The sequence below is a fragment of the Cognatishimia sp. genome, from assembly GCF_049116455.1.
Classification (GTDB): domain Bacteria; phylum Pseudomonadota; class Alphaproteobacteria; order Rhodobacterales; family Rhodobacteraceae; genus Cognatishimia.
On the sequence record NZ_JAGDYW010000005.1, the window covers coordinates 146433 to 173105 of the forward strand.

The following is a 26673-nucleotide window of genomic DNA, read 5'->3' on the forward strand; positions in this document are numbered from 1 at the left end:
TTGAATGACGTGATATTGACGAAAAGGCCAGTTATAAAGTTGAAAACAGCAGTCAAAAACTGAAGCAGCAGCAGGAAAGAAATGGGCAAACTCATCAGAGCATTGTTTTTCCTAATCGTACTATCGGCCATTGGTTTAATTGGTTTTGCGTATCTCGGGCCGATGTTTGGGGCAGATTTTTCTGCCCCCCAAAAGGAGATTCGCGAGTCGGTACCTTTGGATGTTCAATAAGCGCAGCATGGCTGGCTACCTTGTGGCCAGCGCCGCGCTTTTTGCGCCAAACCTGACCCTTGGTCAGGACGAAACGCCTTTGTCAGCCATTGATTGGCTGACGCAAACACCTACGGTCACGATAGATATTAATCCGGAACCCCCTGTCGCAGAAGGCGGCAATACACCTGACGTAGATGTCAGCGAATTGGAGGCATCCGGGCGCGAAGCGGTGGGACTTTTGCCAAGCCGCGTAACTGGGTTGCCTAATGCGCTATGGCAAGAAAGCAGCGCGCATGCCTTGGCCAATTTGATCGCCGATATGCCCGACGAGGGTCTGCCGGCCATACAAGCCCTGCTCTACACACTCCTGTTGGCTGAGGCCAACCCGCCTGCCAATGCTGATGGCACCGATGCGCTTCTATTGGCACGGGTGGATAAGCTCGTCGCGCTTGGGGCAATCGAGCAAGCCAATGCTTTATTAGCGCGCGCAACGCCTGATCGCGCCGATCTTTTTGAACGGTGGTTCGAGGTTTCCCTTCTGATTGGCGAAGAGGCGCAGGCCTGCGATGTGCTGAATTCGGCTCCACACCTTGCACCAAGCTATGCTGCGCGAGTCTTTTGTCACGCGCGCGCCGGGAACTGGGACACGGCAGTCATCACGCTGAACACGGCTAAACTGCTAAAACTCGTCTCGCCTGCAGAAGACGCTCTGTTGCTCAGATTCCTTGATCCTGAACTCTTTGCCGAAGAACCGCTGCTCATCACGGTGACCGATCCCGATCCACTTCAGTTTCGCTTGCTGGAATCAATTGGTGAAACCCAACCAACGCGGCTTTTGCCCCGTGGGTACGCCCATGCGGACTTGCGCGACAATATTGGCTGGAAAACCCAGCTTGAGGCCGCAGAGCGTTTGGCGCGCGTGGGTGCATTGACGGAAAACCGCCTTTTTGGCCTTTACCTTGAACGCAAACCCGCAGCGTCTGGCACCATCTGGGATCGGGTGGCCGCTGTGCAGGCCTTCCAGTCCGCTCTGACACAACAAGACGCAGATAAAACAGCTGCGACTTTGCCAAATGCCTGGGCTGCTATGAAAGGCGCCCATCTGGAAGTCCCGTTTGCACGGTTTTACGGCGATGCCCTAAAAGACCTGCCGCAGGGGTCCGTTGCAGGTACCCTTGCCCGTGAAATTCGCCTTTTGTCTGAATCCTACGAGATCGCAGCGCGCTCTGGACCGCGTGATTTTCTAGCGGGTTTGGCCATGGGCCAACCCCCACGTCGATCCGCCGATCCAACTCGCCTTTCAGTTGCAAATTCCTTTCATGGTGCCGGTGTACCGCAGGTCTGGTCCAACAGACTTGCCAGAGGCCAGTTAGGTGAAGTAATCCTGCTTGCAATGATTTCATTTCAACAGGGTGCGGCGGGTGATCTTCGCGCCTTAACCAATGCATTAGCAACATTTCGGGCCGTGGGATTAGAAGACACGGCGCGGCAAGCAGCACTACAAGTTTTATTACTGGAGCGTGGATTTTAATGAGTAACCTAACGTGGATTTCAACCTTCCTGGAAGCACAGGCAGCAGAGCTCGGCGCATCGAACAATACCCAGATGGCCTATGCGCGCGACCTAAAGGGATTTTCCGAGTGGACCGAAACCCGTGGGCAGGTATTCTCGCAACTTAATCGCGAAGATATCGAAGACTATTTGGTGTATTGCGACAATCAAGGATTGGCGAAATCCACACGTGCACGGCGTCTGTCGGCGATCAAACAACTCTATCGATTTGCCTTTGAAGAAGGTTGGCGGGATACAAACCCAGCCATTCAGATCAAAGGCCCAGGGCTGGACAAACGTCTGCCAAAAACGCTTGAAGTCGAAGAAGTAGACAAGCTGATCGAAGCGGCTCGGCTTTCTGGCCGCAATAAAAACGAACGCACGCGCAATATCTGTCTGATGGAACTGCTTTACGCGACAGGCATGCGCGTATCTGAATTGGTATCGATGCCAGTTTCAGCCAGCCGTGGTGATCCACGCATGCTGCTGATCAAAGGCAAAGGTGGCAAAGAGCGGATGGTGCCCTTAAGCAGTCCAGCGCGCGCCGCTTTGGTGGCGTGGCTGGAGATCCGGGATGCCAATGAAGAAGAAAGCCAACGCAAAGGCAAAGCTGCCTCTTCATTTCTATTCCCAAGTCGCGGCAAGCTGGGCCATCTAACGCGACACCGGTTTTACGCCATGATCAAGGAATTCGCAGTCGCCAGTGGCGTCAATCCAGACAAGGTGACCCCGCACACATTGCGCCACGCCTTTGCGACACATCTATTGGCCAACGGCGCGGATCTGCGCTCGATCCAAACCCTTCTAGGGCACGCAGATGTTGCGACCACCGAAATCTACACCCATGTGCTGGATGAACGGTTGAAATCCTTAGTGCTGGAAAGCCACCCTCTGAGTGAGGCAGGCTGATCTCCTGATCAGGATATCCTCGCTAGGATTTGCGACGACGCATTTCCATCGGCAAAACATCTTCGGATGGCCAGAGCCCTGTTTTCAGGGTGTCATGGTATCCCTGTGTAAGCCCCGCGGCTTGCATATCTCTGAGTGCGCCCTGCCAATCATAAGCAAGTCGATGAAAAGTGACGCTGGAGCCGTCTAAAACCGCAAATTCCGTATCGAGGTTCGTATCGTTACGCGGCAATCCAATTGCGCCCGCATTGATCCAGGTCTTGGCGCCGATCTGCTTTTCAAAAGCGATCCCACTATGGCCAGAAATGACGGCATCAACAGGTCCAATCTGTGCTTCAATGGCTTGAAACTCTTCCATAAAATCTGCACCTGCGGATACCGGCCAAAGAAAGCGATTGTTCGCCGTCGCGCCACCGTGCACCACAGCATAGATCTTGCCATGATGTTCAAACCGCATCATCGCAGGCAGTGTTCCCATCCATTCACGAGTCGCCGCATCAATCTGCTGATCCGCATGAGTAAACCAACCGGCAGAAAGCAAATCGCAGGTGGTGCCGCTTTCAAAGCCACAACCACAATCCATCGCATAGTCTGCCAATTGTTGCTCACAATTGCCTTCCAAGATCGCACAGCCAAATTCGCGCCACAGAGCCACTGTTTCAGCAGGGCGCGCACAATAGGCCACCAAATCACCCGTGCAGATGACACGTTCGGGTTTAAACCCATTCTCTTTTGCAAATTTAAGCAGGGCCTGGCTGGCCTGAAGGTTCGAATATGGCCCACCAAACAGCAAAACCGGTGTGTCTAACCTGCCAAGATCCAATATATACATTGCGCTTTTCCTTGAATGCGCGTCCGCTGCGCCCCATAACACCAGCAGATAAGGGGATAAATTCACTGATGGAAGTCACAAGTCTGACATTGGACACCGCCTTCTGGGTCACCGCAGGCGCAATTGTTGTGCTATTGATGTTCTCTGCCTTTTTTTCAGGCAGTGAAACAGCGCTGACTGCGGCAAGCCGAGGCAAGCTGCGCACGCAGGCCGACAGGGGCAACAAAGGCGCGACACGTGCTTTGCAGATCACCGAAGACAGCGAACGACTGATCGGCTCTGTTCTCTTGGGCAACAACCTCGTGAATATCCTCGCCACATCATTGGCGACAGCGCTCTTTACCCGCCTATTCGGCGAAAGCGGCGTGGCCCTGGCAACCCTGGTCATGACCCTGTTGGTTCTGATCTTTGCTGAAGTTCTTCCTAAAACCTATGCCATCACGGCGCCGGAATCTGCGGCCTCTCGCGTTGCTGGTGTCATTGGTCTTGTGGTCACCCTCTTTGCTCCAATTGTAGCCTTCGTGCGCGTCTTGGTACGCCTTGTGCTGCGCCTTTTTGGTGTCCGCATCGATCCGGACAGCCAAATCTTGGCTGTGCGCGAGGAGATCGCCGGGGCGATCCAACTGGGCCACTCCGAAGGCATCGTGGAAAAGGAAGATCGTGACCGTATTCTGGGCGCGCTTGATCTCAGCGAGCGAACAGTCGAAGAGATCATGCTGCACCGTTCTGGCATTGAGATGATCGATGCCGACGATCCGCCAGCAGACATCGTGCGCCAATGTCTGAAAAGCAACTACACCCGCCTGCCCGTCTATAAAGAGGATCCGGAAAACATCATCGGTGTGATCCACGCCAAAGACTTGCTGCGCGAAATGCATTCAGAAGGCGATGGCAGCGAAACGAGTGGCCTTGGCAAATTCAACCTCTCGTCTGTCGCGAAAACCCCGTACTTTGTGCCAGACACCACGTCGCTCGACGATCAGATGCGCCAATTCCTCAAGCGTCGCAGCCACTTTGCCTTGGTGGTCGACGAATACGGCGCGCTGCGCGGTTTGATCACGCTGGAAGATATTCTGGAAGAAATCGTTGGTGAAATCACCGATGAGTTTGATCCGGCCGCAGAACATCAAATCCGTCAAAGCGAAGACGGGCAATTCTTGATCGATGGCGCGATGACCATCCGTGACCTCAATCGCGCGAGCGACTGGAACCTACCGGATGAAGAGGCCAACACGGTAGCTGGTCTTGTCATTCACGAGGCCCAAACCATCCCGGTTGTGGGACAGGTGTTTGCCTTCCACGGGTTCCGCTTTGAAATTATGGACCGTCAGGACAACCGGATTACCAAACTTAAAATGCGACCGCTTGATCCGCTTAGCCTGCAGCGCGGTTGATCCAAACGTAGAACTTCAGATCAATTTGGTCACCAACCAGATTTGAGTAACCGGTTGCCCCAAAGGTCGACCGGTTCACCGCTCCTGTGATTTCTAAAACCAACCTCGAATTATCCTTTGGGGCATCGGGTTCGCGAATAATACGAGCGTCGACGCTGACGGGGCGCGTGACGCCACGCAGTGTCAGATCACCAAGGATCTCAACCATTTGCCCCTGTTGCTTGATATTGCGACTGACAAATCTCGCGGTTGGAAATTGATTTGCATTCAAAACCTCAGCGCTTTTCATAGCTGTGGTGGCGAACACATCCCCTGTACGCGCTTTTTTGATCGAAAGCGTGACATCAACCGATGAACGGTGGACCTGATTTAAATCCAGCGAAACATTCGCGTCTTCGATCGGTATAAAACCCGCACCGGCAGCGCCATTAAATTTGAACTGAAATCGTACGCGGCTTTTGTCTTTATCAAGCCGGTAACGAACAGCCGCCGCTTGGGCGACATGCGCTGCGTGTGCCAAACCAAAGCTGATCGCGGAAAGTATTAAACTGCGCCGATGATATTTCATGGGCCCAGTTTATCACAGTCCAGAGATGAGCGGCTTCACGCCTTCGTGTCAGAACAACGCATCAACTGCCGCGCAAAGCTGTGGTTAAGCACCTGACGGGCGGTTGGGTAGCTGCGCTCCAGTGGAAGATCGTTCAGGCCCGGCACAAGGCGTGCAATGTTAGAACTGTCTTCTTCGGTCAGGTTTTTGCGAGATTCAGCATCTGGGACAAAACTGTCGATCCAAAGCCCATTCACATTGATCAACTCATGACGAGCCATCATCAACGCAACGCCGCCCAAATCAGCCTGAACTTCACACACACCTTCCAAATGCAGCAGATCCCCTGCCCGCACGAGAATTTCAGCTGTACCGAATTTTTCTTGCACTTCAGGACAGGTCAAAAGAACACCTTGGCGTCCAGACACATGTACCGCGGACCCAGGGATACCTGATCCCATCGCGTCCATTTCGATTTCAACTGTCATCGGAGTCGCTGACGCCTTGCGGATCGATTTCTGCCACAGGAGCGGCTGAAACCCATTGTCACGCGTTAAAAGCATATCACCCTGCGCCAGCGCCTCGATTGGCTTGGCACCTCCACGAGTGATCACCATGGCACCTGCCCCGGCGCATGCCACGCCACGCAGCTGTGCTGGGGAATCTTTGCGAATACGTTCTTTACGATGCGCAGAGAATACCGACGGGCGCAGAATCTGAGCCGTTGGCCGTTCTTCAAGACGTGGGGAAACCGCGCGCGGTGCCGCAATATCGGAAATCTGATGGAAAATATTGTCACCACGTGCCGATGCCATAGACGCAACTACGCCCTCATCCGCAACTCGACGGTTCACTACTCGAACTCTCATGGACAGCCTTTTAAATTTCTTTAAGACGGCCGCTTCTGCAGGCATCGTCAATGAGGATGGTCTAGGCAGAGATCAAGGCTGGAATGGGGCAGAATTCGCAAAATTTTGCGTTTTAAAACAATTCTCTACGCTGCCACATTTCGGGAATATTTTTACGTAAAATTGCCTCAATGCCTTCACAGTCACGCCCGTTTCTGCGCGAATAACCTGTGCTGAACATAAAGCGCGTAGACGCACAAATTAGTAAAACGAGCACATATTCAAATGCCCACTTCAACCACTCTTGATTGGACCAGCGCCGCCGCCAATGGCGACGTGACCCTTGGCACAGGTGATGCGGCGATTGACGTCAGCATTCAAACCAACACCAATACAGATGGCGCAACAGCCACCGTCGACACGCGTGGCGAACCGGCCGTTGAAGCATTATGGGTCGAAAACCTTGAGAACCCTGTCACAACGGAAATGGCTTTTGCTTCTCCGGTACAAGACGTCTCGTTTACGCTTTATGATATCGACGGCTTTGACGACCAATGGGACGAACGCGTAACCATTTTGGCAACCGATGCCGAAGGCAACGTCTTTCCTGTCACATTTACTGCCGATGCAGGTTTTCACGAAACCTCCGGCAACTCAGTTGAATCGATTGGCACGGACGCCACAGGTACAGCCACTGATGGCGCGGGCTCTGTAATTGTGTCCATCCCCGGTCCTATCACCTCTTTGCAGGTGATTTTTGAACCGGGTGCCGACGCAGCAAGCACCGGCATCATGGGCATGTCTGACATCAGTATGACACGCGCGCCTGATGGGATCATCGAAGGCACTGCAGCCGGAGAACTGATCGACGGCGCATTCTTAGACGACCCGGATGGCGAAGCGCCTTCTGATGCCGACGACGTCATTCATGCGGGCGGTGGTGATGACACCATCAACGCAGGCGGTGGGAACGACCATGTTCTGGGCGGCGAAGGTGCCGACATAGCTGAACTCAGTTCTGGCAATGACACGTTTGAAGGCGGTGCCGGCAACGATACGGCAAATGGCGATTACGGCGACGACGTGCTGGATGGCGGTGCCGGAGATGACTTCATCCGCGGCAGCTATGGCAATGACACGCTCCACTCTGGCGGCGCTGGTGAAGGCGATGACTACCTTTGGGGTGGCTTTGGCGATGACACATTCGTTTTAGAAAACGGTTTTGGCAACGATACAATTTCTGCGGAAAACCAGGACGAAGTGAATGGGGACACGCTGGATCTAAGCAATGTCACCGATGATCTGACCATTGATTTGACCCAAGTGACCGCAGGGAACGGCAGCGTTTCTGACGGCACGGATACGGCCACCTACGAAGCCATTGAAAACATTCAACTCTCCCAAGGTCAGGATACTCTGATTCTTGCTGATGGATCGGGTGCGGATCGGGTTATTGGCTTTACCCTGCCCACTGACAATGGCGATGGCACTTATACCGCTGGCGATATGCTGGACGTGACCGGCTTGAGTTATGATTTCGGCGCGCGCGGCATCACAACCCGCGATGTGACTATCTCAGAAGATGGCGAAGGGAACGCGGTTCTCACTTTCCCAGGCGGAGAATCCCTGACGTTGGAGGGTGTTGCCGCGGATGATCTATCTGACCCGGCAGTGCTCGAAACCATGGGCATTCCTGAAGCGCCTGATGGTTATGTGACGGGCACAGATGGCGATGACATCATGATGCCGGAATACCTGGATGCCGATGGTGATTTCATCGACGGCGACGACGCGGCTCTTCCCGGTGCGACCGGCAATGATGATCATGTTCTCGCAGGCGAAGGCAATGACCTCGTTGATGCAGGCGCAGGCCATGACATGATCGATGGCGGCACAGGCAGCGACACACTCTTTGGGGCCGCTGGCAACGACACGTTGATTGGTGGTGAAGGCGCTGACACCATGTATGGCGGCGAAGGCGACGATACCTTTGTCGGAGTGACGGCTGGTGACTACATCTATGGAGACGGAGGCGATGATACGCTGAACCTCTCTGCCCTGGGTGATCACCGTGTTGTTTACGACCCGCTTGATCCCACATCCGGCACCATCGAATTTTTAGACGACTCCGGCAATGTCACCGGAACCGCGAATTTCAAAGACATCGAACACATCGTGCCCTGTTTTACGCCCGGCACGCAGATCATGACTGACCAAGGCATGGCTGCGGTCGAGGACCTGCAGATCGGAGACCTCGTACAAACCCGCGATCATGGCTATCAACCCATTCGCTGGGTCGGACGTCGTGACCTAACCTCAACTGATCTGGCACTTAGCCCTCACCTGCGCGGTGTGCGCATCGAACGCGACACCTTTGGGCCTGACATGCCAAATCGCACAATGGTTGTCAGCCCGAACCACCGACTGATGATCGCTGATGCAAAAGTCGAACTGATGTTGGGCGAATCCGAGGTCTTGGCAGCCGCCAAGCATCTGGTGGGAATGCCGGGCATCACACGCGATGAAAACACCGCAATCAGCTATGTCCATTTCATGTTTGACAGCCATGAAATCGTGAACTCAGATCACATTTGGTCTGAAAGCTTTCAGCCCGGTCAAATGGCACTCGTAGGTTTGGAAACGGCGCAGCGTGCAGAGATTTTCGAACTCTTCCCAGAACTACAGTCAACACCAGACGCCGTCTTTACGTCCGCCCGTCGTGTCGCACTGAAGCATGAAGTAAAGCTTTATAAGCAAACACGCTAAGAGCTTTAAAACAAAAAGAGCGGCCAATGGCCGCTCGTTTTGCACGTGCATAGTGGTACCCAAGGCCGGAGCCCCACACGCATTTTTACCTATAAATTATAGACACTTAAGGGGTACTCTATCTCAAGTGTGTGGTCAATTGTGTATGCAAATCGGGTCAAACAACCGATCTTCAAAAAGGCATAGAGCGGCATCTCTTGACGCCGCCCCCTGTATGGTTTTGCTCTCACGCCTCGCCAGCGCATTCAGTTTTCCACTCGATGAAAACCTTCAGGACCCAAATCCTTATCTCAATCCAGTCAGTTAGTTGGCTCGAAAGTCGCCAGGCATAGAAGTGAGAGTCGTCAGGCCATTTGGGCTGAAAGAAGCAAGAAAGCTCATATTTTCCGATCTTCATTTCCATGTGGGTTCACTCCGCTAAAATCGCGCTTTTGTTTACTTGTTTAGGTTTCTCAAGAATGACGAGGAACGATCCTATACGGGCCTCAGTAAACTCCCAGGTCTTAGACGCACCCTCCAGTACGTAGAGCCACGGCTCACCATCCAACCGGTGCATCCGCATAATTGTGAATAAGTACTTTCCAAATCTCATCGAGATTTTTCCTTCAAAACAGCCTCTTTGAGGCTTGAGCATCACATCAACAAATTAATTCAATCAATTGTTTTTAAACAATAAAACAACATTTGAAAGCACCCCAAAAGTGGTTTGAATTCCGTCGCCAACGAAACGCCTGATCTGGCAGAGAAAAGAGTCACATAGCGGTTTCCCGGATGTGGGACGTTCCCAGAAGTGGGTCGAAGAAAAAAATTAATAGCCGCTCGCGAAACCAGGCGGGACCTCCAGGCTTCCCTAGAAAATCCCGCTCGGGTATCGAACAGATCGTGAAGGTGACCGGAACGGCAAGCCTCCAGTCGGCACTGATAATTGTCGCCCAAGCTTCGGCAGAAGTCTTGTCTCTCAGGTGTTGACCTTATGCGTAATATATACCTCCAGGGTGACCCGCATGGACGCCCATAAAGGGCTATTAGGGAAGACCCCTGACTTCAGATTGCCATCCTCATTCTTTTCTCCTCACTCATCTCATCTTCAAAAGACGAAACGATCTTAGAGACCCTTTGTTTCGAAACACTGACGATTTTTGCTATGTCCACTTGCATCAGAAGTGGGAAGTGTTCCATGAGCCATTTCACCTGACCACGGGTATCCATATCATCAGGATTGTCTCTATCTCGAATGAAGAGCTCCAGACCCTCCTTCGCTATTAGTGCATCTTTAGGAAGTTCATTGATGGAGGATTGAGCTTTCACCCACCTTTGTGCGATCCATTTTTGAGCATCTTCATTTATGACATCGAACTCAAAGCCATTCTTTGGCTTGTTCTGGCGTCCCCAACCCTTCTTCTCGACCCATGGCATTATTCGGGTCCTATTTTTGTGCTCGCCAATGGCGACGAACATAAAGCCCATCTCGATCAGAACGGCTCTGGTCTGCTTAGGGCCAGCACCAAATCGTTTTCCCATTTCACTGATCGTGATCCAGTCGCCAAGACTGATATTCGTCACTTCACCTGTGGAAGGATCAATGATCTCTTTGAAGTATTCCATTCGTCTTCACTTTACTGAGTTACAAAAAGAAAAGGAGACCCCTTGGGGTCCCCTCTATGGCCTTCTGATTTGCTTCTAGTCTTAGAACCCCAGCAGTAGGTTCTCCCGGTCACCTGCCTGGACCTTGTGGACGTTTTGTCCTCTCACTGTCCGATTTCCATACAAAGCGCCGCATTGTTTGCCAGGGCGTCCGCACGTTCATTCGCCGGGTGACCGCTGTGGGCTTTCACGTGTTCAAAGGTGATTTCGCGAGGTTGCATCAGGGCATCAATTTCCAGGATGAGATCGCGGTTCTCGATGGGTTTGCCCTTGGCGGTGCGGAACCCGTTGCCTTTCCACTTGTTAGGCAACCAGTCCGTCAGTGCTTGGATGCAATACATGCTGTCCGACACGATGTGGACCCCGGTGCCTTCAGGTGTGCGCATGATGACATCTTTAATGGCGGAGAGTTCCGCGATGTTGTTGGTGGCGTGTGGCAGGTGCCCTGAGCGCTCGACAAGCGTGCCATCAGGGAGTGCTTCAACATTGGCCCAGCCGCTCTTGCCGGGGTTACCGTGGCTGCTGCCATCTGTGAAGAACATGCGGGCGGTCGGGTGGGTTGCTTTGGTGTTGGTCATGTGGGGGTGCTCCATCTCATTGTTGTGACAAGGGGACGAGGCCAGAACGGCTTCATCTAATACAGCAACCTTATTGGCCAGCCTGCGAAAAACTCGTTCCTTTCAACGCAAAACAGATGAGACAGGAAAGGCCAAAAAACTGTTCGACCCCGCCACGATTTCAGAGCCCCCATCGCTCCAGAGCTTGATCTGAACCCTGCGGGTCGTTCCTAATTCTGATCACGGTTTGGCGGCTCAGCTTGTTCGCGCTAGGCCCAACCATCTCATTGTTCAATGCTGGGTCTGTCGCGTTAACAATTGCGCTGGGACCCTCGCCATCGGCCAACATCTGGCAGACAACTTCATATTGCTGTCGCGTGAAACTGGGTTTCTTGCCTCTGTACTTTGACCTATCAGCCTTCGCCGCTTCGATACCTGCCTGCTGGGCCTCCTTTGTCGCCTCCGCTTGTGCTTGGGCAGTCGCCGCCATGAACGCAATCAAGGCATCCCGAACAGCTTTTTGCATGGGATCCTTGGTGGAACCGTCGAAGGTCAGGTTGTTGATCACGGTTCGAATGACGACGCCCTGGTTCATGAAATGCCGGATAGTCTCGGTGACGTCCTGGTAGTTACGCCCAAGCCGGTCCACCCAGCGAACCACTAGGGTGTCACCATCGCGTAGTTTGTCATAGAGGCGTTTGCCCTCAGCCCGTTCAGACAATTTTGTGCTCACCCCTGACACACCGTGATCAGCAACAACCTCATCAATCTTGAACCCTGCCGCCTCGGCTTGGGTGCGTTGGTGTTCCAGGGTCTGCTCGCTTGTTGAGACACGTGCATATAATAATGTCTTGGTCATTGGGTCCTCGGGCGTACGTTAAGGCAATGTCCGATAGCTAATTTGTCCGTTTAAATAAATCAACTCTTACGTACTCTTATACCGCAACCTAATTAATGTACGATGCGGTATACCCTATCGGTCTCAATCAAACACAAACGAAAAACTCTATTGATAGCCCTTGCGAACTGTAGCTCACCTTAAATGGCCACAACACCCTTTCAAAGAAATCCAGGTTCCCGTATTCAATCTTAAATTGAAGCTTTGAATTTGAGGCAAGCATATGGTTACGCTTAAAGATCTAGGTATCGCATTTCGAAAAGCTAAAGTTGACCTTTACTATTCTTCGCACCCAAGTTTGGACTCTTTGGCGAATTTTGAAGAACATCTTTACGATAACTTGCAGAAACTGCAGAGCAAGATTCAGGGTGTTGATGAATCCTGGGTGACCTCGCAGGATTGGGTGGGAACTTGGACGGTTGCCCCTAAATCCGTAGACATTTCTCACATAACCGAACTGCAGTCCGACGACGGAAATGGCCTAATTTTTTCTTCTCCTACCGAAGAGTGGAAACACCTTTGTTCAAGTCTGGACCACGAGGGAAATCTGGCTCGACCCAAAGCCGAATTCCGAATTATGGGTCAGTGCTCCATGGAAATGCACGTACTCTCCACACTTTGGATTCAAAAGGTTGGGCATAAGTTCGATGGTAAGTTAACTGACTGTGCTTATGGAAATCGACTGCGACGCGGCGAAAAAAAACGAGAGCTGAACCCTGATTCATTGGGATCTTTTAAACCTTACCTAAAACCCTTTCGAGACTGGCGAGACAACGGGATTGCCGCGATGCAGGATGCTCTTGCCAAGGATAAGCAGATAATTGCGATAACAGCGGATGTTTCGTCATTCTATCACGAGCTTAATCCTGGCTTCATGCTGGAGCAGTCTTTCATCTCAGACACACTTAACATTGAGCTAAATGATGACGAAGAAAAGCTGCATCGGCTATTCATACGAGCATTGCAAGCTTGGGCAAAAACGACGCCTATAAAAAAAGGCCTTCCTGTTGGATTGCCAGCTTCAGCCATCGTTGCGAATGTTGCGCTGATCGACTTGGATCGCATTATCGAAGAACAAGTGGTACCAATTTACTATGGGCGTTACGTAGATGACATTCTTCTAATTATGGAGAATGGCTCAGCATTTAATTCAACAACAGAAATTTGGAATTGGCTGTTTGCGAGATCGGACGGAAATCTTGATTGGTCGAACGATGGCAAGAATAATATTTCATTTGAACCAGAATACTTAAAAATCAACGGGCAAGAGTGCCGAATTTGCTTCGCAAACTCAAAAAACAAAGTTTTTGTCATGAGCGGCGACACCGGCAAAACTCTTGTGAGCGCAATTGTCAGCGAAATTCGCGAGCGTTCTAGCGAATGGAGGGCAATGCCAAATTTACCGGCTGAGGCAAGCGAAGTTGGTTCAAGTCTTGTGGTAGCCACGCAAAGTGATGGAGAGGCTGCAGATAATTTGCGAAAGGCGGATGCACTGACAACACGACGCGCGGCTTTTGCAATGAAATTGCGTGACATTGAAGCGTTCGAAAGAGATTTGTCTCCGGAAGCTTGGCAGGAACACCGAACTGCGTTTCTCAGGGCGTTTAGAGAACACATCCTGGTGCTGCCAAATTTTTTTGAGCTCTCAATTTACTTGCCTCGAGTGATCAAATTGGCAGTAGCATGTGAAGAATTCCTTCAGCTACGAAAAATGCTGAATGAATTGGAGGAGTTATACGAACAAGTCACCGCCCACTGCGAAATCGCAGTCAAAGCCTCTGATAATAAAGCTGAAATTGAAAAAAAATATAAAGAGTCGATAGTCCGCCGCTGGAAAGAACAGCTTTTTGATTGTGTGCAACAGAACATCGCAGCGGCATTCCCACCCCGCCTGACGTCTAAGGGAAAAAAAGAATGGGACCTTTACATCAAGGGTTATGCGCCCAAGCACGTAACAAGCAAAAACGTTAGCTGGGAGCTTTCGATCAAAGAGTGGCAAGCACTACAAGCATGGTATTTCTCATTTGATTTAGCTCACTTACCATTCCGTTTTTCAGGTTTGCCATCAGAGATAGTTTCCAATCGTGGAATTCCTGCCAAGAAGACATTTAAAGTTTGTCAAAACCTAGAAGAGCTGTTGCCGCAACGCATTTGGAAAGGAGTTGGTCTCGCCGGACAAGTGGGGAAACTTGATGGCAGATCACATGGATTAGCATTTGCAACACGACCATACAATTTGGCTGAATTAAATATTCTAAGCAGTGGGTTCATATCGCAATCGGGGCAATCAACTCTGACAAACATTATTGCTGCGCTGAGGGGTTTCAAACCTGAAAAAAACATGCCCGCATTTGACAAGAACAATACTCTTGTTTTGCCAGCAGAAGAAATCTCTTCAACGGTTGGTATAGCCGTTTCAAGTTGGCAAACTAACGACGAAAGCTTCGTAGCATCAGTTAAGCGCAAACAAGATTTAAGTCTGGAACGCTACAGCCGCCTAGCTCGCCTCGTAGATGGGGTAATTGCTCAACCGAAATCTAGTCGCTACTTGGTGCTTCCAGAACTCTCGTTGCCCGCCAATTGGTTCATTCGAATTGCACGCAAGTTGCAGGGACGAGGTGTCTCCTTGATTTCTGGTGTCGAGTACATTCATGCCCGACGTTCAACAGTTCGAAATCAAGTTTGGGCATCTTTAGTACACGATGGTTTAGGCTTTCCATCTTTAATGATCTATCGACAGGATAAGCAGCGCCCTGCGCTTCATGAGGAAGCCGAGCTTCATAAAATTGCTGGACTGACCATGAAACCTAGCCCAAAGGGCAAATGGGACAGCCCTCCCATAATTCAACATGGCGATTTTCGCTTTTCCATTCTTGTTTGTAGTGAGTTGACAAACATCAGCTATAGAACGGCCTTGAGAGGAAAAGTTGATGCCTTGTTTGTACCTGAGTGGAACCAAGACATTGAGACATTTAACGCATTAGTTGAGTCCGCAGCGTTAGACATTCATGCTTACGTTATTCAGTGCAACAATCGCAGATTTGGGGACAGTCGAATACGGGCTCCATTCAAAGATAGCTGGAGAAGAGATCTCTTAAGGGTGAAGGGTGGCATCTTGGATTACTGTGTGGTTGGGGAGATCGACCCACTAAGTCTTAGACAATTCCAAAGCAATTTTAGATCGCCAGCCAAGCCGTTCAAACCTTTACCAGACGGTTTTCAAATCAGCCACAGTCGTAAAGTCTTACCAGCATAACCATGACTGAAGCACGCCCTTCGTGTCTCATTGGACCTTAGACCTAGGATTGACACATGTCCCATTGATTGCCTGACAACTCGTGTGGGACAATTGCCCTAAGCCTTCTAAGTGACTAATAGAAGCCTGCCTCAATGAGACACCCGTGGGGTCACCGCAAAGGACATACCCGGTCGATGCGTAGTTTGAAAAAGACCCCTGGTTCCACAAAAGGATGAGTGGGGTCGTCTCTCCGGTCTCCCACAGGTAGGGGTACAGGGGGAATTTGCCTTCGAGACCTATTGAAATACCCGCTCAGAAATTTGACCCAAAAATAGTCCGAGAAGGTCACCCGAATAGCCCACGGTGGTCATGCAGATGGGCAAACGACATGATCCCGAATATCAGAGCTGTTCCGTACATCCCGCGATTTAGCAGGAAAAGTGTTGTTCCAAACATGAACACGAAGCTCAATGCAATGATGACCTTGAAGGTCGCACTAAAAACCCTTTTAGCCATCAAAGGCTCCAATTAGAAAACCGAATAGCTTCAGCATGAGTCCGCATTGGGTTGGGGTCAAGTTACTCCCTGAGAAATTCTCTGGGTGTTTGGCCTGGAGTCACTATCAATCGTAGTTTCCCACCCAATCGGGAGCTGGGCCATTAGGGAATGACCATTCGTAACCTGTCTTTTCCTTGAGCTTGTTAAGAGTTTTTGTAAGCCTCTCATGCATATGGGCATTTACAAAACGCACCAATTCCTCCCATTCATCTCTTCCCCCGACATGGAACCCAAAATTCAAGTGAGTTCCTACATGGAATGAGTCATCCTCAAACTGCACCGAGACACTACTCCCCATGGTCTCGTGTGCATCATTGTGTGCGTATCGTTTGTTGCGGAGCTGCATAATGTCTTCATGGACACCTTGAAGATGTGCAGGTATTCGCGACTTTGAGATGCCGGTTGCTCCCTTCCCACTTGCAAAGAGCTTGGCGTATGAAACAATGAAGGCTGAAGTCAGCATTTCTTGTTCCATAATGCTCTCCATGCTAGCGTCGAATTCTGCGGTTCTTAACCTGTTAAACGCGTAGCTTAAGTTCATTGTAGTCGGGACGGCGTTTGCGAGTTTGATGAGGCCCTGTAGGTCTTTATCGACAACACGAAGTACGTCCATCCCTCGCTGTTTTGTCGTTTCTGCTACCTTTCGGAAGTCCTCCGGGAGGTATTCAAATAGTTCTTCCGGGAAATAGACGTACTTATCATCTTCCCACAAATTTGCCTGTTCGGTCTGCATTTTCGGTAAATTCCCGCATGGTATTTTGGTAATTCTTTGCACATTTAAGCGGACCTACTCTACCAGCAAAAGCGCTTTTGGTTCGCAGCTTTCAGCCGTTCGATCTTCCCTTGCATGATTTCCATAGCTTTGAAGACAAACTCTTCCTCGCTTAGTTCACCTGTGGCAAGTTTCTCCTCACTTTCGATGTAAGCGCCATCCTTACGGATCGCCGGGAGGACCACTTTGGTCACCCAGTCTTGGAACTGAGCAGCTTCCGGTTTGTTGGACCGCATGATCAGCTTGTAGAGGCCGCTTTCAGAAACAAACCAGCGGTTTGGGTTGCTCCGGATACCCTTCAAAGTTTGAAGGTTATTCAAGTTGGCTTGATCCTTTTCATCATCCGCTAGAGACGCGATAATTGTTTTTATCCCTGTACCCTTCAGACCGAGCACGTCCAGCACTTCCTTGGCGATGAACCAAGGGGCACATTCACGGTCCCATACGGTGAAATTCAGGTTGCCCAGTGCGGGGGCCTCAAAGGTTCTCAGTTGGTTGGTCATCGTTCTGTTGGTCTGTACATGATCATTGGTTGCGGTTTCGGTTCTCCGGAAGCAAACTGCTGAAATTACAAATGATTATTGGAGGCGAAAGAATTGTTAGACCCACAATTAGTAGAGTTGGGGGAACGGTTTCAAACAACGATTGTTGGGGTTGTAGGGTTTGTGGGGGTCATTTGGTCTATCCGCTCTTCGGCGCGTCAATCACGATTGCAGCACCAAAGGCAGTTGAAACAGGATCAAATCAAACTCCGTCGCATACTCGCCGCCGAATTCAGGAACTACTCAAGAGCTTTAAAAAAGAACACTGAAGCGGATGTCCCGGACCAGAAACATTTTACCGTTGGAAAGTTAAACGGCATCTATTCAGATGGCCTTGCTAACGACCTAGGGCTTTTAGAGCTTGGTGAAATTGATGTCGTGATAAATGCAATGATCAGCATGCAGGGTCTCAATAGCATCTCGGAACACCTATCATCGAAGAGTTCGGCCACCCGCTACTGGATCGCGCCCAACGCCGTTAGTGAGTACAAAACGTTTGCTCAGAGCACGGTAGATGCATTGGACTTCGCAATCGAAGTGCTCGAGCATTCAGGCGATGCATAGAACGGGTTTCTTGCGAGGCATTCGGGTCAACTATCCCCACGAGTAGAAACTTGGAAATACCTATCTCTCCTGATGGTTGCAGAAATCGAAAAGGGCAAAGCGAACGCTATTGCCATTGCCAGCGTAGCAAAGAATGCAAAGGCTGCTGTTATTATGGAAAACCAGAGCGAGCCAACTGCTAGCTTGTCAAATGCCACCACTACTACTCCAAGCACCACCGTCAGCATAAAAATAGTTACGGCCATCTGCTGTCGAAGGACAGTCCGGTCGTTTTCCCAGGCTATGTCTTTCTCAATGCCACGCCGAGTTTCATTCTTTATGATTACGTCGCTAGATTCAGACGGTTGGGTCGCTGCAAATGTTATGAGCGCGAGAGAAAGGCTAAATATAACGCTGACAGAGGTCACGATGAGCTGCGCCGCATTTATAATGGGCAAAGGCGCTGTGTAGCTGTAACTTCCGACCCAAATTGCGAGAGCAAGCACGATCAAAGTGCAAAATAAGTTTCTTAACTCAGAACGCATTACTGCTCTGCATACCTCTTTTTACTTCGCGGTAGAAAGTCACCATTTCCGCGTGAGCTTGCTGAACGTCAAAACTAGTACCGTCCTTCGCAACTACCACAACTTTATTCAGCATTAGCGTACCACTCTTAATAGGTGTGTCGTTGTTTAGGATGATGGTATACGAGTGCAATTCGTCATCGTTCACCACTTCTTCTGCGACTTCACTAAGCCATTCGTTCTTGTCTTGTTCTTCTATTCCTAACTTTGCCCTCTGCCAAAATCTACTATTTTTTACCTTGAGTTTGGCGACATTTTCTCTACGCCGTTTCAAGGCGTCCCCCATACTGGTGGAACCAAACAGTGCATTGAGTACGTTACCTTTCAGACTTCTAGGAAGCGAACCAATTAAAACGGTTGCGTCGAAATCAATTTCTTTAACGCCATGAGTTCGAATACTCTCAAGGACGTCGCCTCGCGGCAGATTTGTGAAATTGAAGGAAGTGGTATGTGGTATAATTCCGGCACGTGTAGCTAAGTGATAAATAGCTGATGCCAGAGAAGACTTACGTTTGCCAATTCCGCACGAAATTACAATATCTTCGACCGCAAATAGCAAAAAGTTTTGATCTAGATACTCTTCGCCTTCGGCCGCAGGCTGAGTATTAAACCCGAGCTCTTCTGACGATTCCTTAAATGCGAGCGTGCTAATTTCTGCGTCTCTTTGAAATGCGCTAATGACTGCTCCAATGCCAGTATTACTTGGATGACCGAGGAACTTAGAAATAGCAATTGACGTGTCAGTGGAATTCAGAGCTTCGAAAACACGATCCTCATGATTTGGTAGCTGCTGCTTAAGTTGTTCAAGAATTTCCTCAAAGGTAACTTTTGTATCGTCGGTATAAACGACTCGATGGGCAACCAAATTCATTCTTTTGCTATCTGAAGACATCCATCAATTCCAATGCTTTGAGTCCATAGGCTCAACTTGATTGTAAAAGAGGTGATTCCACAACTTAAAAGCGCTTTTTGGTTGTCTCAAACAATTTCTAGCTTGAATTAGATGAGCGGCGCACTCTCGCAAGACGACAGCTTCGACACCCAAAAAGAACGACAAGCATTTGTTATTAAACAGCTTTACATGAACAAGTTGATGAAAATTTGTACCAGAAACTATTGTGGCCGCCGAGGATAACCAGTTAGAGCTTTCTCTAGCGCATCCTGTTTCTGCTCCAATGAAATCTCGCCGCCATACGAGGCATCTTCGCCGGAACTGTAAGCCCGCCCATCAATGGCGTTTGAAACCTCAATGCTAACCTCAGCTCGTCTCATTCGATCCCGCATGTTGTGACGAAGGCTGTAGGGCACATGCTTGGGGTCTTTGGTAAACTTCCTGACGCGCCGCGAAAGCGCCGATGAAAGCCGGTCGAGGCCTCCTTCACTTGCGTACTTGGGAAACACGTAATCATTGCTCGCTGCCCCTTTAAGAAGCTCCTGACACACTGTCAGTGCCCCCTTAATAACGGGTATCTTTCGAACTGACCAAAGTGTCTTGAGAGTCCTGTCATCACGCTCCCGCACCTCTATATGTGGTACATCGCAATCTAGAACTATCTCATCGGACTTAAGCATTCTGATCTCACCGGGTCGAGCACCCGTGAAGTCCATTAGTGTCCAGATTTGCAAGAGAGATTTATTTTTACTTAACTCCCCATAGACTCCATCAATCACCTCTTGAGGCAATGGAAAACGTTCTTTGAGGCGACTTGTCGTAGCCTTAGCGAGTTTCAACCCCACAAAAGGATTGCTCGACCCAGCGTCCAACTCACTGTTTGCAAGGTTGATTACGGCTGAGATGTCATTCTTCTCTCGGCGGATCGTAGAAGTTGTGACCCCCTGGGTTTCCCTCATTTTCCTCCAGGATCGCGCGTGCGCTCTGGTGATCTCAGACACCCTTAGGTCTTCTCCAATCACCGCGATGAGGTTTTTCTCAGCACGCTTCAGCCGCTGTTCCTGCTTCTTCCTCTGCTCAGGAATAGGCTTCTTGTTTTCCTCCAGGTAAAACTCAAAGGCATCCCTGAGGGTTGGCTCCGGGGCCTCTTTGTTCATCCCGCCCAAAAGAGCATTCGCCATCACTTCTTTGCTCTTTGGTACGCCCTCATAATGGCCCGTGCGCGGATTTTGGTGGGGACCAACCAATCTCTCGGCTGCAACCTCCCTCCATGATCTCTCGTTCTCCGATTGACCAGGGCCAAATGGGTCTGCACCCCACTCTTCAAATAGTGCGATGAGCTGAGCTCTCTGCTGCGCCTCTGAAAGGCCAACTACACCATGCTTGGCCAACGCGATAAGATGCTCAATGTGCTCATTGTAGCGGCTGTACTGGCTGAGCGCCTCAGCTTCAGTACGACCCAAGACTTTGAGAAACTCCCGCTTTTGAATGACTTCCGCCAATGCCGCAGGAACGCGTCTACGATAAACGTAGTGCCCAGTTCGTTTGTCATTCGAGACGTATTTCACGGTAAAAGTCCGCATGCAGTTAACCCATTTGTGTAGGTAAACGTGTATGCAAGGCCGATGCAAGAGGACACAAAGTCCTTCTACATCAACAACTTACCGCGGATAAATTGGTACCCAAGGCCGGACTCGAACCGGCACGCCTCGCGGCGGGGGATTTTGAATCCCCTGCGTCTACCATTCCGCCACTTGGGCACGTTCGGTCGAAATAACGAAACCGCGAATTGGCGTCCAGAGGCAAAACACCAATTTACCCAAATTTACCAAAAAAAGTTTCGATCCGATGCGGTGATACCTTCAAGGTGGTATTTAAGTCCCATTTTGAAACACCCACAGGTATGCTGTGAATAACTCCAAATAACCTATTAAATCAAAGTTAAATCGGTCACTTTAACTGTAATGAGTATCTGGATATGTGAATTCGGAGAAGAAACATACATTTCAATGACCTACACTCCAAACCTCACAAAATTATAATAATGTAAAACATCATAAATACCTTATAAGCCACTATGGTTTATACCTAAAAACCGACACCTGATCTATATCCAAATCGTCGAACATAGATACAACAACCAGGCGTCCATATGGAAAATTCACTTGAACTCGAAGGCGAAGTAACGCACCTCACATTTGTGACGAGTTGAGGTGAGCATGCTCAAGAATCTATACAATTGGACGATGCGGCTTGCGGATCATCCGCGTGCGCTTTGGGCACTGGCATTTGTCAGCTTCATTGAAAGCTCTATGTTCCCAATCCCACCTGACATTATGATGATCCCAATGATCTTAGCCGCGCCTCACCGCGCTTGGTTGATCGCCTTGGTTGCAATGATCTCTTCTGTGGCAGGTGGTGTTCTTGGCTATGCGATCGGCTCCTTTGCCTTCGATCAAATCGGCCAACCCATTTTGGAAAGCCTCGGCAAAGGTGACGCCATGGCTGAATTCAACACACGCTTTAATGACTTTGGGTTCTGGGCCGTTCTAGGAGCAGGCATCACGCCCTTCCCTTACAAGGTCATCACCATCATGTCGGGTTGGACCGGCATGCCCATCGCAACGTTCATCGCGACATCCATCCTTGCCCGCGGGCTACGCTTTTTCATCGTTGCCGCGCTGCTTTGGAAATTTGGCGATCCAATCCGCAACTTTATCGAGAAGCGCCTGGGCCTGATGTTCACCCTCTTTCTCATCGTGCTTTTCGGTGGGTTTATGGCTGTGAGGTACATGTAATGTCCCGTCAATCCGCAACGCTGCTTCTGACACTTGCATCAACCGCCATGATCCTTTCGGCATGGGGGTTCCAATACATCGGGAGCTACCCGCCCTGTAAAATGTGTTATTGGCAGCGCTACCCGCATTTCGCAGCCATTGCGATTGGCGCGCTGGCCTTGGCGCTCAAAACACGCATTTTCGCGTGGCTTGGTGCCGCCGCCATGCTGATCACATCGGGCATCGGAGTGTTTCATTCTGGGGTCGAGCGTAAACTCTGGGACGGACCAAGTTCCTGCAGTTCGACATCCATCGATGGTTTGGAGGCCGATGAGCTGTTCAACCAAATCATGAGTGCCCCGCTCGTACGCTGTGATGAGATTCCTTGGGAGATGTTTGGATTCACCATGGCCAATCTGAACGCGATTGCCTCGCTGGCCTTTGCAGCAGGATGGCTTTGGGTCGCCGTTAAGAAAGACTAAGACCGCTTACTTGTCGCCAAAAGAATGCTGGTTTCACTGGTCGACACACCCTGAAACCGACGAATTTGCGCGAGCATCTCGTCAAGCTCGGCCAAAGTATCGGTACCCAACTCCACAATCAGGTCCCAACGACCATTTGTAGAATGCACCGCTTTCACCATCGGCATTCCACGCAGCTGACGCGCAATGCGGTCCGTGCCACGTCCCTCAATCCCAATCATCATCAGCGCGCGGATGGCGTCGGTCTGTACATCTTCCTTCAGAACAACACTGAAGCCGACAATGTCACCACGTTCTTTCAAACGATCCAGCCGCCCTCGAATAGTCGTGCGCGACACCCCAAGCGCTGCAGCAAGATCAGACAAAGACGCCCGTGCGTCATGGCGCAGGGCAGAGATTAGGCTACGGTCGACATCATCCATTTCGGAAACTCTTTTAACCACTTTGATCAATCAGGTTCCGCTTTGTACAATTTGCTGGGTAAATATCAACCCATTTTGCAAGCAAAATTGTCAACAACACAGTGAACCACATTTGATTCAGGTTGAAAAAATGACAAAACACACGTGCATTCTACTGGGCGCACCGGTGGATTCCGGCAAACGGCGTCGCGGGTGCTTGATGGGCCCTGACGCCTATCGCACCGCTGGGTTGAAGGAAAGCCTAGAAGAGCTTGGCCATAAGGTTGAGGATCGCGGCAACGTTAAACGTGCCGATCTGCAAATGACGCCACCAGATGCGAAAATTCACTATTGGTCTGAAACAATCGCCTGGACCGAAGCCTTGGCAGAAGCCGCCGAAGCCGCAATGCAGGATGGACTTCCAATTTTTCTGGGTGGGGATCACAGCTTAGCTGCCGGGTCCGTGACCGGGGTGAGCCGCTTTGCTAACGCACAAAATAGGCCACAATTTGTACTTTGGCTGGATGCGCATAGCGACTACCACACACCAACCTCTACAGATACCGGCAACCTGCATGGAACACCGGTTGCATATTTTACTGGACGCGATGGGTTTGAAGGCTTTCCAAAAGTCGAAAACCCAGTCCCTCAAGAAAACGTCTGTATCATTGGTTTGCGCTCTGTGGACCAAGCGGAACGTGATGCATTGCAAGTCAGCAATATCCATCGCCACGATATGCGCGAGATCGACGAAAGCGGCATCGCCAAACCATTGGCAGCCTTCCTGAAACGCGTCGCAGAGGCAAATGGCATGCTGCATGTCTCGCTAGACGTGGATTTCCTTGACCCGAGTGTTGCCCCTGCCGTTGGCACAACTGTTCCCGGCGGCGCCACCGTGCGCGAAGCCCATTTGGTGATGGAAATGCTTAACGACAGCGGTCTCATGACCTCAATGGATCTGGTCGAGCTTAATCCGTTCTTGGACGAGCGCGGCCGCACCGCAACCCTGATGGTCGATCTAGCGGCCTCATCCCTGGGTCGCAAAATCTTTGACCGTCCAACACGGAGCCACTTTTGAAATCGATTCAAGCCCCACAATCTGTGGTCATGATCCGACCACATCATTTTTGTTCAAACCCAGACACACGCGACGACAACGCGTTTCAGACGCTCAGCAATCGCTCTGCTGATGCAACGTCCGAGGCTGCATTGGCCGAGTTTGATCAGGCGGTCATTGATCTGCGTAACGCAGGCATCAAAGTGCATGTCTTTGACGATCACACTACCAAAACGCCAGACAGCGTATTTCCAAACAACTGGTTCTCAACCCATGCAGGTGGCCATGTCGCAATCTATCCGATGTTCGCACAGAACCGTCGCCTAGAGCGGCGCATGGATGTCATCGAAATGCTGAAAGCCGAGTACCGCGTTCAAGATGTGATCGATTATTCGGGCTTGGAAGCCGACAATCTCGCGTTGGAAGGCACGGGTGCGATGGTGCTCGATCACATGGGGCGCATTGCGTATACGGTGAAATCCAATCGTGCGGATCCGGTCATCCTGGAGCGCTTTTGCACGCATTTCAATTTTGAACCAATCGCCTTTGAAGCCAAAGATGCGCAGGGCCGTGATGTCTACCACACCAACGTGTTGATGGGCATTGGCACCAACTATGCGTTGATCTGCCTCGATATGATTGTAGATGCAGAACGTCGCCGTACGGTTGCCTCCCGCCTCGAAGAATCTGGCTGTGAAGTCATCGACTTAACCCATGATCAGATTGGCGAATTTGCAGGCAACGCGATCGAGCTCACAGGTCACAAACGCCGATTGGCGCTTTCGTCACGCGCGTTGACATCTCTGCGCCCAGATCAGCTTGCGATCATCGAAAAATCGGCAGAGCCCCTGCCCCTTTCCGTTCCAACCATCGAAACCGCCGGCGGGTCCGTGCGCTGCATGATTGCAGGCATTCACCTCACCCGCCGTTCTGCCTGAAGGATTTCCAAATGACCCTACCTTCCGACAAAGCCCTCGTTCCTTTTGTAAGCGTCGACAATATGATGCGCCTTGTGCATCACATTGGCATCGAGACCATGCTGATTGAGATCGCAGGTTATATCGAAGACGATTTCAAACGCTGGGAGCTTTTTGACAAAACCCCGCGTGTTGCATCACATTCCGACGTGGGTGTGATTGAACTGATGCCAACATCTGATGGCGAGGCCTATGGATTCAAATATGTGAACGGCCATCCAAAGAACACCTCTGAAGGCCTGCAGACAGTGACCGCTTTTGGGCTGCTGGCAGATGTTTATACCGGCTACCCCGTGCTTTTGACTGAAATGACCTTGCTCACCGCACTGCGGACTGCGGCTACATCGGCAATGGTGGCAAAACATTTGGCCCCAAAAGGTTCCAAAACCATGGCAATGATTGGCAATGGTGCACAGTCTGAATTCCAAACTCTGGCGATGAAGGCCATTGTCGGCATTAAAGAGGTTCGCCTTTATGATGTAGACCAAGCCGCCACTGATAAATGCGCGACCAACCTGTCAAACATGGGTGTCAGCGTCGTGAAATGCACAACACCCGAAGAGGCGATGCAGGGGGCTCAAATCCTGACCACCTGTACTGCCGATAAGAAAAACGCAACCATTCTGACCGACAACATGGTCGGCGAAGGCGTGCACATCAACGCGATTGGTGGCGACTGCCCGGGCAAAACCGAACTTGCGGCAGGCATTCTGGACCGCGCTGATGTCTTCGTAGAATTCCCAGAGCAAACGCGTATCGAAGGCGAAATCCAACAGATGGCGGATGACTTCCCGGTCACAGAAATGTGGGAAGTGATCACCGGAGCCAAGGTCGGCCGCCGCGATGACAAACAAATTACTTTGTTTGATGGCGTTGGATTTGCAATCGAGGACTTTTCAGCGCTGCGCTATGTGCGCGACCGCGTGAAGAACACTGAATTCGCCGATATGCTGGATATGCTTGCAGACCCAGATGATCCGCGCGATCTGTTTGGAATGTTGCAGCGGTCAAAAGCTGACGCCTAAAGACACAAACACAAGAAGCCCCGGCATTTGCTCTGGGGCTTCTGACGCTTAGGCGTCGAGCTCTGCATCCCAATACAGGAAATCCACCCAGCTATCGTGCAGGAAGTTCGGAGGGAACTTCCGCCCCATATTCCGCAACTCTTCAGCGCGTGGCTGACGCACAGGTTTGCGCAGTTGCATATTGGCGCGCTTGAGGCTCTTTGACCCCTTCTTCAGGTTGCATGGGCTGCAAGCCGCCACCACGTTTTCCCAGCTGGTGACGCCACCGGCCGCGCGTGGGACGACGTGGTCAAAGGTCAAATCGCCCTTAGCCCCGCAGTACTGACACTGAAATTCATCCCTCAAAAAAAGATTAAAGCGCGTGAAGGCCACGCGCTTTACTGGTTTGACGTAATCTCTGAGGACAACCACGGATGGGATCCGTATCTCGGTGCTGGGACTATGCACATAGGTGTCATATTCCGCCACGATATCGACCCTGTCCATGTAAACGGCTTTGATAGCGTCCTGCCAAGGCCAGAGCGACAGCGGGTAATAGGAAAGCGGTCGATAATCCGCGTTCAACACCAATGCAGGATGCTGTTTCAACCCAGCGGGCTGATGTACAAACTCTGTCCTGAAATCGCCATCCATTGGGGACTCAACCTCCACCCAACTGCCTGATTT

General features: G+C 50.8%; 24 protein-coding genes and 1 tRNA gene. 11 read left to right on the forward strand and 14 right to left on the reverse strand.

The features are described from left to right. The first annotated feature begins 238 nt into the window (after nt 1-238). Entirely contained in the window at nt 239-1744 is a 1506-nt protein-coding gene (locus JXQ85_RS12695; RefSeq protein ID WP_421749307.1) for a hypothetical protein, read from the forward strand. After that, complete coding sequence (locus tag JXQ85_RS12700; protein WP_421749308.1) at nt 1744-2673, forward strand: site-specific tyrosine recombinase XerD; 930 nt, start codon at nt 1744-1746, stop codon at nt 2671-2673. The genes JXQ85_RS12695 and JXQ85_RS12700 overlap by 1 nt, the downstream gene beginning before the upstream one ends. A 22-nt stretch (nt 2674-2695) precedes the next feature. Here the strand turns inward: JXQ85_RS12700 and JXQ85_RS12705 are convergent, their stop codons facing one another. After that, entirely contained in the window at nt 2696-3505 is an 810-nt protein-coding gene (locus JXQ85_RS12705) for a metallophosphoesterase family protein (RefSeq protein WP_421749309.1), read from the reverse strand. 68 nt (nt 3506-3573) lie between these two features. Here JXQ85_RS12705 and JXQ85_RS12710 point away from each other — a divergent pair, with 68 nt between their 5' ends. Beyond that, a complete protein-coding gene (locus JXQ85_RS12710) occupies nt 3574-4899 on the forward strand; it encodes an HlyC/CorC family transporter (RefSeq protein ID WP_421749310.1) in 1326 nt (441 codons plus the stop codon). On the opposite strand, the gene JXQ85_RS12715 is transcribed toward JXQ85_RS12710, so the two are convergent. Both JXQ85_RS12715 and JXQ85_RS12720 read right to left on the reverse strand, forming a co-directional pair. Further along, entirely contained in the window at nt 4880-5467 is a 588-nt protein-coding gene (locus JXQ85_RS12715; protein WP_421749311.1) for a YceI family protein, read from the reverse strand. The genes JXQ85_RS12710 and JXQ85_RS12715 overlap by 20 nt on opposite strands. 35 nt (nt 5468-5502) lie before the next feature. After that, nucleotides 5503-6315: a Hint domain-containing protein gene (locus JXQ85_RS12720; protein WP_421749312.1), complete on the reverse strand. Its 813-nt coding sequence runs from the start codon at nt 6313-6315 to the stop codon at nt 5503-5505. Between the two features lie 264 nt (nt 6316-6579). On the opposite strand from JXQ85_RS12720, the gene JXQ85_RS12725 reads away from it, so the two are divergent. Further along, nucleotides 6580-9060: a Hint domain-containing protein gene (locus tag JXQ85_RS12725; RefSeq protein WP_421749313.1), complete on the forward strand. Its 2481-nt coding sequence runs from the start codon at nt 6580-6582 to the stop codon at nt 9058-9060. 1044 nt (nt 9061-10104) lie between these two features. Here the strand turns inward: JXQ85_RS12725 and JXQ85_RS12730 are convergent. The 3 genes from JXQ85_RS12730 to JXQ85_RS12740 form a co-directional block, all read right to left on the reverse strand. Then, nucleotides 10105-10665 (reverse strand): hypothetical protein, encoded by a 561-nt coding sequence (locus tag JXQ85_RS12730; RefSeq protein ID WP_421749314.1) that lies wholly within the window; start codon nt 10663-10665, stop codon nt 10105-10107. 143 nt (nt 10666-10808) lie between these two features. Then, nucleotides 10809-11282, reverse strand: coding sequence for a ribonuclease H family protein (locus tag JXQ85_RS12735; protein ID WP_421749315.1), 474 nt, complete (start codon nt 11280-11282; stop codon nt 10809-10811). A 160-nt stretch (nt 11283-11442) separates the two neighbouring features. Beyond that, complete coding sequence (locus tag JXQ85_RS12740) at nt 11443-12120, reverse strand: recombinase family protein (protein ID WP_421749316.1); 678 nt, start codon at nt 12118-12120, stop codon at nt 11443-11445. Between the two features lie 262 nt (nt 12121-12382). Between JXQ85_RS12740 and JXQ85_RS12745 the strand changes: the two genes are divergently transcribed. After that, a complete protein-coding gene (locus tag JXQ85_RS12745) occupies nt 12383-15415 on the forward strand; it encodes an RNA-directed DNA polymerase (RefSeq protein ID WP_421749318.1) in 3033 nt (1010 codons plus the stop codon). A gap of 604 nt (nt 15416-16019) precedes the next feature. On the opposite strand, the gene JXQ85_RS12750 is transcribed toward JXQ85_RS12745, so the two are convergent. Continuing rightward, complete coding sequence (locus JXQ85_RS12750) at nt 16020-16688, reverse strand: hypothetical protein (RefSeq protein WP_421749319.1); 669 nt, start codon at nt 16686-16688, stop codon at nt 16020-16022. Between the two features lie 59 nt (nt 16689-16747). Continuing rightward, nucleotides 16748-17230, reverse strand: a complete 483-nt coding sequence (locus JXQ85_RS12755) for a Bro-N domain-containing protein (RefSeq protein WP_421749320.1) — start codon at nt 17228-17230, stop codon at nt 16748-16750. Between the two features lie 93 nt (nt 17231-17323). On the opposite strand from JXQ85_RS12755, the gene JXQ85_RS12760 reads away from it, so the two are divergent. Next, complete coding sequence (locus JXQ85_RS12760; protein WP_421749321.1) at nt 17324-17833, forward strand: hypothetical protein; 510 nt, start codon at nt 17324-17326, stop codon at nt 17831-17833. A 26-nt stretch (nt 17834-17859) separates the two neighbouring features. On the opposite strand, the gene JXQ85_RS12765 is transcribed toward JXQ85_RS12760, so the two are convergent. The 4 genes from JXQ85_RS12765 to JXQ85_RS12780 form a co-directional block, all read right to left on the reverse strand. Beyond that, a complete protein-coding gene (locus tag JXQ85_RS12765) occupies nt 17860-18357 on the reverse strand; it encodes a hypothetical protein (protein ID WP_421749322.1) in 498 nt (165 codons plus the stop codon). Further along, complete coding sequence (locus JXQ85_RS12770; protein WP_421749323.1) at nt 18347-19288, reverse strand: hypothetical protein; 942 nt, start codon at nt 19286-19288, stop codon at nt 18347-18349. Before JXQ85_RS12770 ends, JXQ85_RS12765 begins: the two co-directional genes overlap by 11 nt. A 221-nt stretch (nt 19289-19509) precedes the next feature. Further along, a complete protein-coding gene (locus tag JXQ85_RS12775) occupies nt 19510-20871 on the reverse strand; it encodes an integrase (protein ID WP_421749324.1) in 1362 nt (453 codons plus the stop codon). 93 nt (nt 20872-20964) lie between these two features. Beyond that, nucleotides 20965-21048: transfer RNA gene (locus JXQ85_RS12780), tRNA-Leu, on the reverse strand. A 459-nt stretch (nt 21049-21507) separates the two neighbouring features. Between JXQ85_RS12780 and JXQ85_RS12785 the strand changes: the two genes are divergently transcribed. Next, the gene (locus JXQ85_RS12785; RefSeq protein ID WP_421749325.1) at nt 21508-22086 is read left to right on the forward strand and encodes a YqaA family protein; all 579 of its coding nucleotides are present in this window, start codon (nt 21508-21510) and stop codon (nt 22084-22086) included. After that, a complete protein-coding gene (locus JXQ85_RS12790; RefSeq protein WP_421749326.1) occupies nt 22086-22547 on the forward strand; it encodes a disulfide bond formation protein B in 462 nt (153 codons plus the stop codon). Before JXQ85_RS12785 ends, JXQ85_RS12790 begins: the two co-directional genes overlap by 1 nt. Here the strand turns inward: JXQ85_RS12790 and JXQ85_RS12795 are convergent. Next, nucleotides 22544-22969 (reverse strand): Lrp/AsnC family transcriptional regulator, encoded by a 426-nt coding sequence (locus JXQ85_RS12795; RefSeq protein WP_421749327.1) that lies wholly within the window; start codon nt 22967-22969, stop codon nt 22544-22546. The genes JXQ85_RS12790 and JXQ85_RS12795 overlap by 4 nt on opposite strands. Nucleotides 22970-23099: 130 nt before the next feature. On the opposite strand from JXQ85_RS12795, the gene rocF reads away from it, so the two are divergent. The 3 genes from rocF to JXQ85_RS12810 are packed head-to-tail and all read left to right on the forward strand — an operon-like array spanning nt 23100 to nt 26007. Then, complete coding sequence (rocF, locus tag JXQ85_RS12800; RefSeq protein ID WP_421749328.1) at nt 23100-24026, forward strand: arginase; 927 nt, start codon at nt 23100-23102, stop codon at nt 24024-24026. Then, nucleotides 24023-24943: a citrulline utilization hydrolase CtlX gene (gene ctlX / locus JXQ85_RS12805; RefSeq protein ID WP_421749329.1), complete on the forward strand. Its 921-nt coding sequence runs from the start codon at nt 24023-24025 to the stop codon at nt 24941-24943. The genes rocF and ctlX overlap by 4 nt, the downstream gene beginning before the upstream one ends. An 11-nt stretch (nt 24944-24954) precedes the next feature. Then, nucleotides 24955-26007: an ornithine cyclodeaminase gene (locus JXQ85_RS12810; protein WP_421749330.1), complete on the forward strand. Its 1053-nt coding sequence runs from the start codon at nt 24955-24957 to the stop codon at nt 26005-26007. Between the two features lie 48 nt (nt 26008-26055). Here JXQ85_RS12810 and JXQ85_RS12815 read toward each other — a convergent pair whose 3' ends face one another. After that, nucleotides 26056-26640, reverse strand: a complete 585-nt coding sequence (locus tag JXQ85_RS12815; RefSeq protein ID WP_421749331.1) for an HNH endonuclease — start codon at nt 26638-26640, stop codon at nt 26056-26058. Nucleotides 26641-26673 lie beyond the last annotated feature (33 nt).

Coding starts and splice junctions, on each gene's coding strand:
- JXQ85_RS12695 (WP_421749307.1), top strand. CDS start 239: ATGGCTGGCTACCTTGTGGCCAGCGCCGCGCTTTTTGCGCCAAACCTG.
- JXQ85_RS12700 (WP_421749308.1), top strand. CDS start 1,744: ATGAGTAACCTAACGTGGATTTCAACCTTCCTGGAAGCACAGGCAGCA.
- JXQ85_RS12705 (WP_421749309.1), bottom strand. CDS start 3,505: ATGTATATATTGGATCTTGGCAGGTTAGACACACCGGTTTTGCTGTTT.
- JXQ85_RS12710 (WP_421749310.1), top strand. CDS start 3,574: ATGGAAGTCACAAGTCTGACATTGGACACCGCCTTCTGGGTCACCGCA.
- JXQ85_RS12715 (WP_421749311.1), bottom strand. CDS start 5,467: ATGAAATATCATCGGCGCAGTTTAATACTTTCCGCGATCAGCTTTGGT.
- JXQ85_RS12720 (WP_421749312.1), bottom strand. CDS start 6,315: ATGAGAGTTCGAGTAGTGAACCGTCGAGTTGCGGATGAGGGCGTAGTT.
- JXQ85_RS12725 (WP_421749313.1), top strand. CDS start 6,580: ATGCCCACTTCAACCACTCTTGATTGGACCAGCGCCGCCGCCAATGGC.
- JXQ85_RS12730 (WP_421749314.1), bottom strand. CDS start 10,665: ATGGAATACTTCAAAGAGATCATTGATCCTTCCACAGGTGAAGTGACG.
- JXQ85_RS12735 (WP_421749315.1), bottom strand. CDS start 11,282: ATGACCAACACCAAAGCAACCCACCCGACCGCCCGCATGTTCTTCACA.
- JXQ85_RS12740 (WP_421749316.1), bottom strand. CDS start 12,120: ATGACCAAGACATTATTATATGCACGTGTCTCAACAAGCGAGCAGACC.
- JXQ85_RS12745 (WP_421749318.1), top strand. CDS start 12,383: ATGGTTACGCTTAAAGATCTAGGTATCGCATTTCGAAAAGCTAAAGTT.
- JXQ85_RS12750 (WP_421749319.1), bottom strand. CDS start 16,688: ATGCAGACCGAACAGGCAAATTTGTGGGAAGATGATAAGTACGTCTAT.
- JXQ85_RS12755 (WP_421749320.1), bottom strand. CDS start 17,230: ATGACCAACCAACTGAGAACCTTTGAGGCCCCCGCACTGGGCAACCTG.
- JXQ85_RS12765 (WP_421749322.1), bottom strand. CDS start 18,357: ATGCGTTCTGAGTTAAGAAACTTATTTTGCACTTTGATCGTGCTTGCT.
- JXQ85_RS12770 (WP_421749323.1), bottom strand. CDS start 19,288: ATGTCTTCAGATAGCAAAAGAATGAATTTGGTTGCCCATCGAGTCGTT.
- JXQ85_RS12775 (WP_421749324.1), bottom strand. CDS start 20,871: ATGCGGACTTTTACCGTGAAATACGTCTCGAATGACAAACGAACTGGG.
- JXQ85_RS12785 (WP_421749325.1), top strand. CDS start 21,508: ATGCTCAAGAATCTATACAATTGGACGATGCGGCTTGCGGATCATCCG.
- JXQ85_RS12790 (WP_421749326.1), top strand. CDS start 22,086: ATGTCCCGTCAATCCGCAACGCTGCTTCTGACACTTGCATCAACCGCC.
- JXQ85_RS12795 (WP_421749327.1), bottom strand. CDS start 22,969: ATGGATGATGTCGACCGTAGCCTAATCTCTGCCCTGCGCCATGACGCA.
- rocF (WP_421749328.1), top strand. CDS start 23,100: ATGACAAAACACACGTGCATTCTACTGGGCGCACCGGTGGATTCCGGC.
- JXQ85_RS12810 (WP_421749330.1), top strand. CDS start 24,955: ATGACCCTACCTTCCGACAAAGCCCTCGTTCCTTTTGTAAGCGTCGAC.
- JXQ85_RS12815 (WP_421749331.1), bottom strand. CDS start 26,640: ATGGATGGCGATTTCAGGACAGAGTTTGTACATCAGCCCGCTGGGTTG.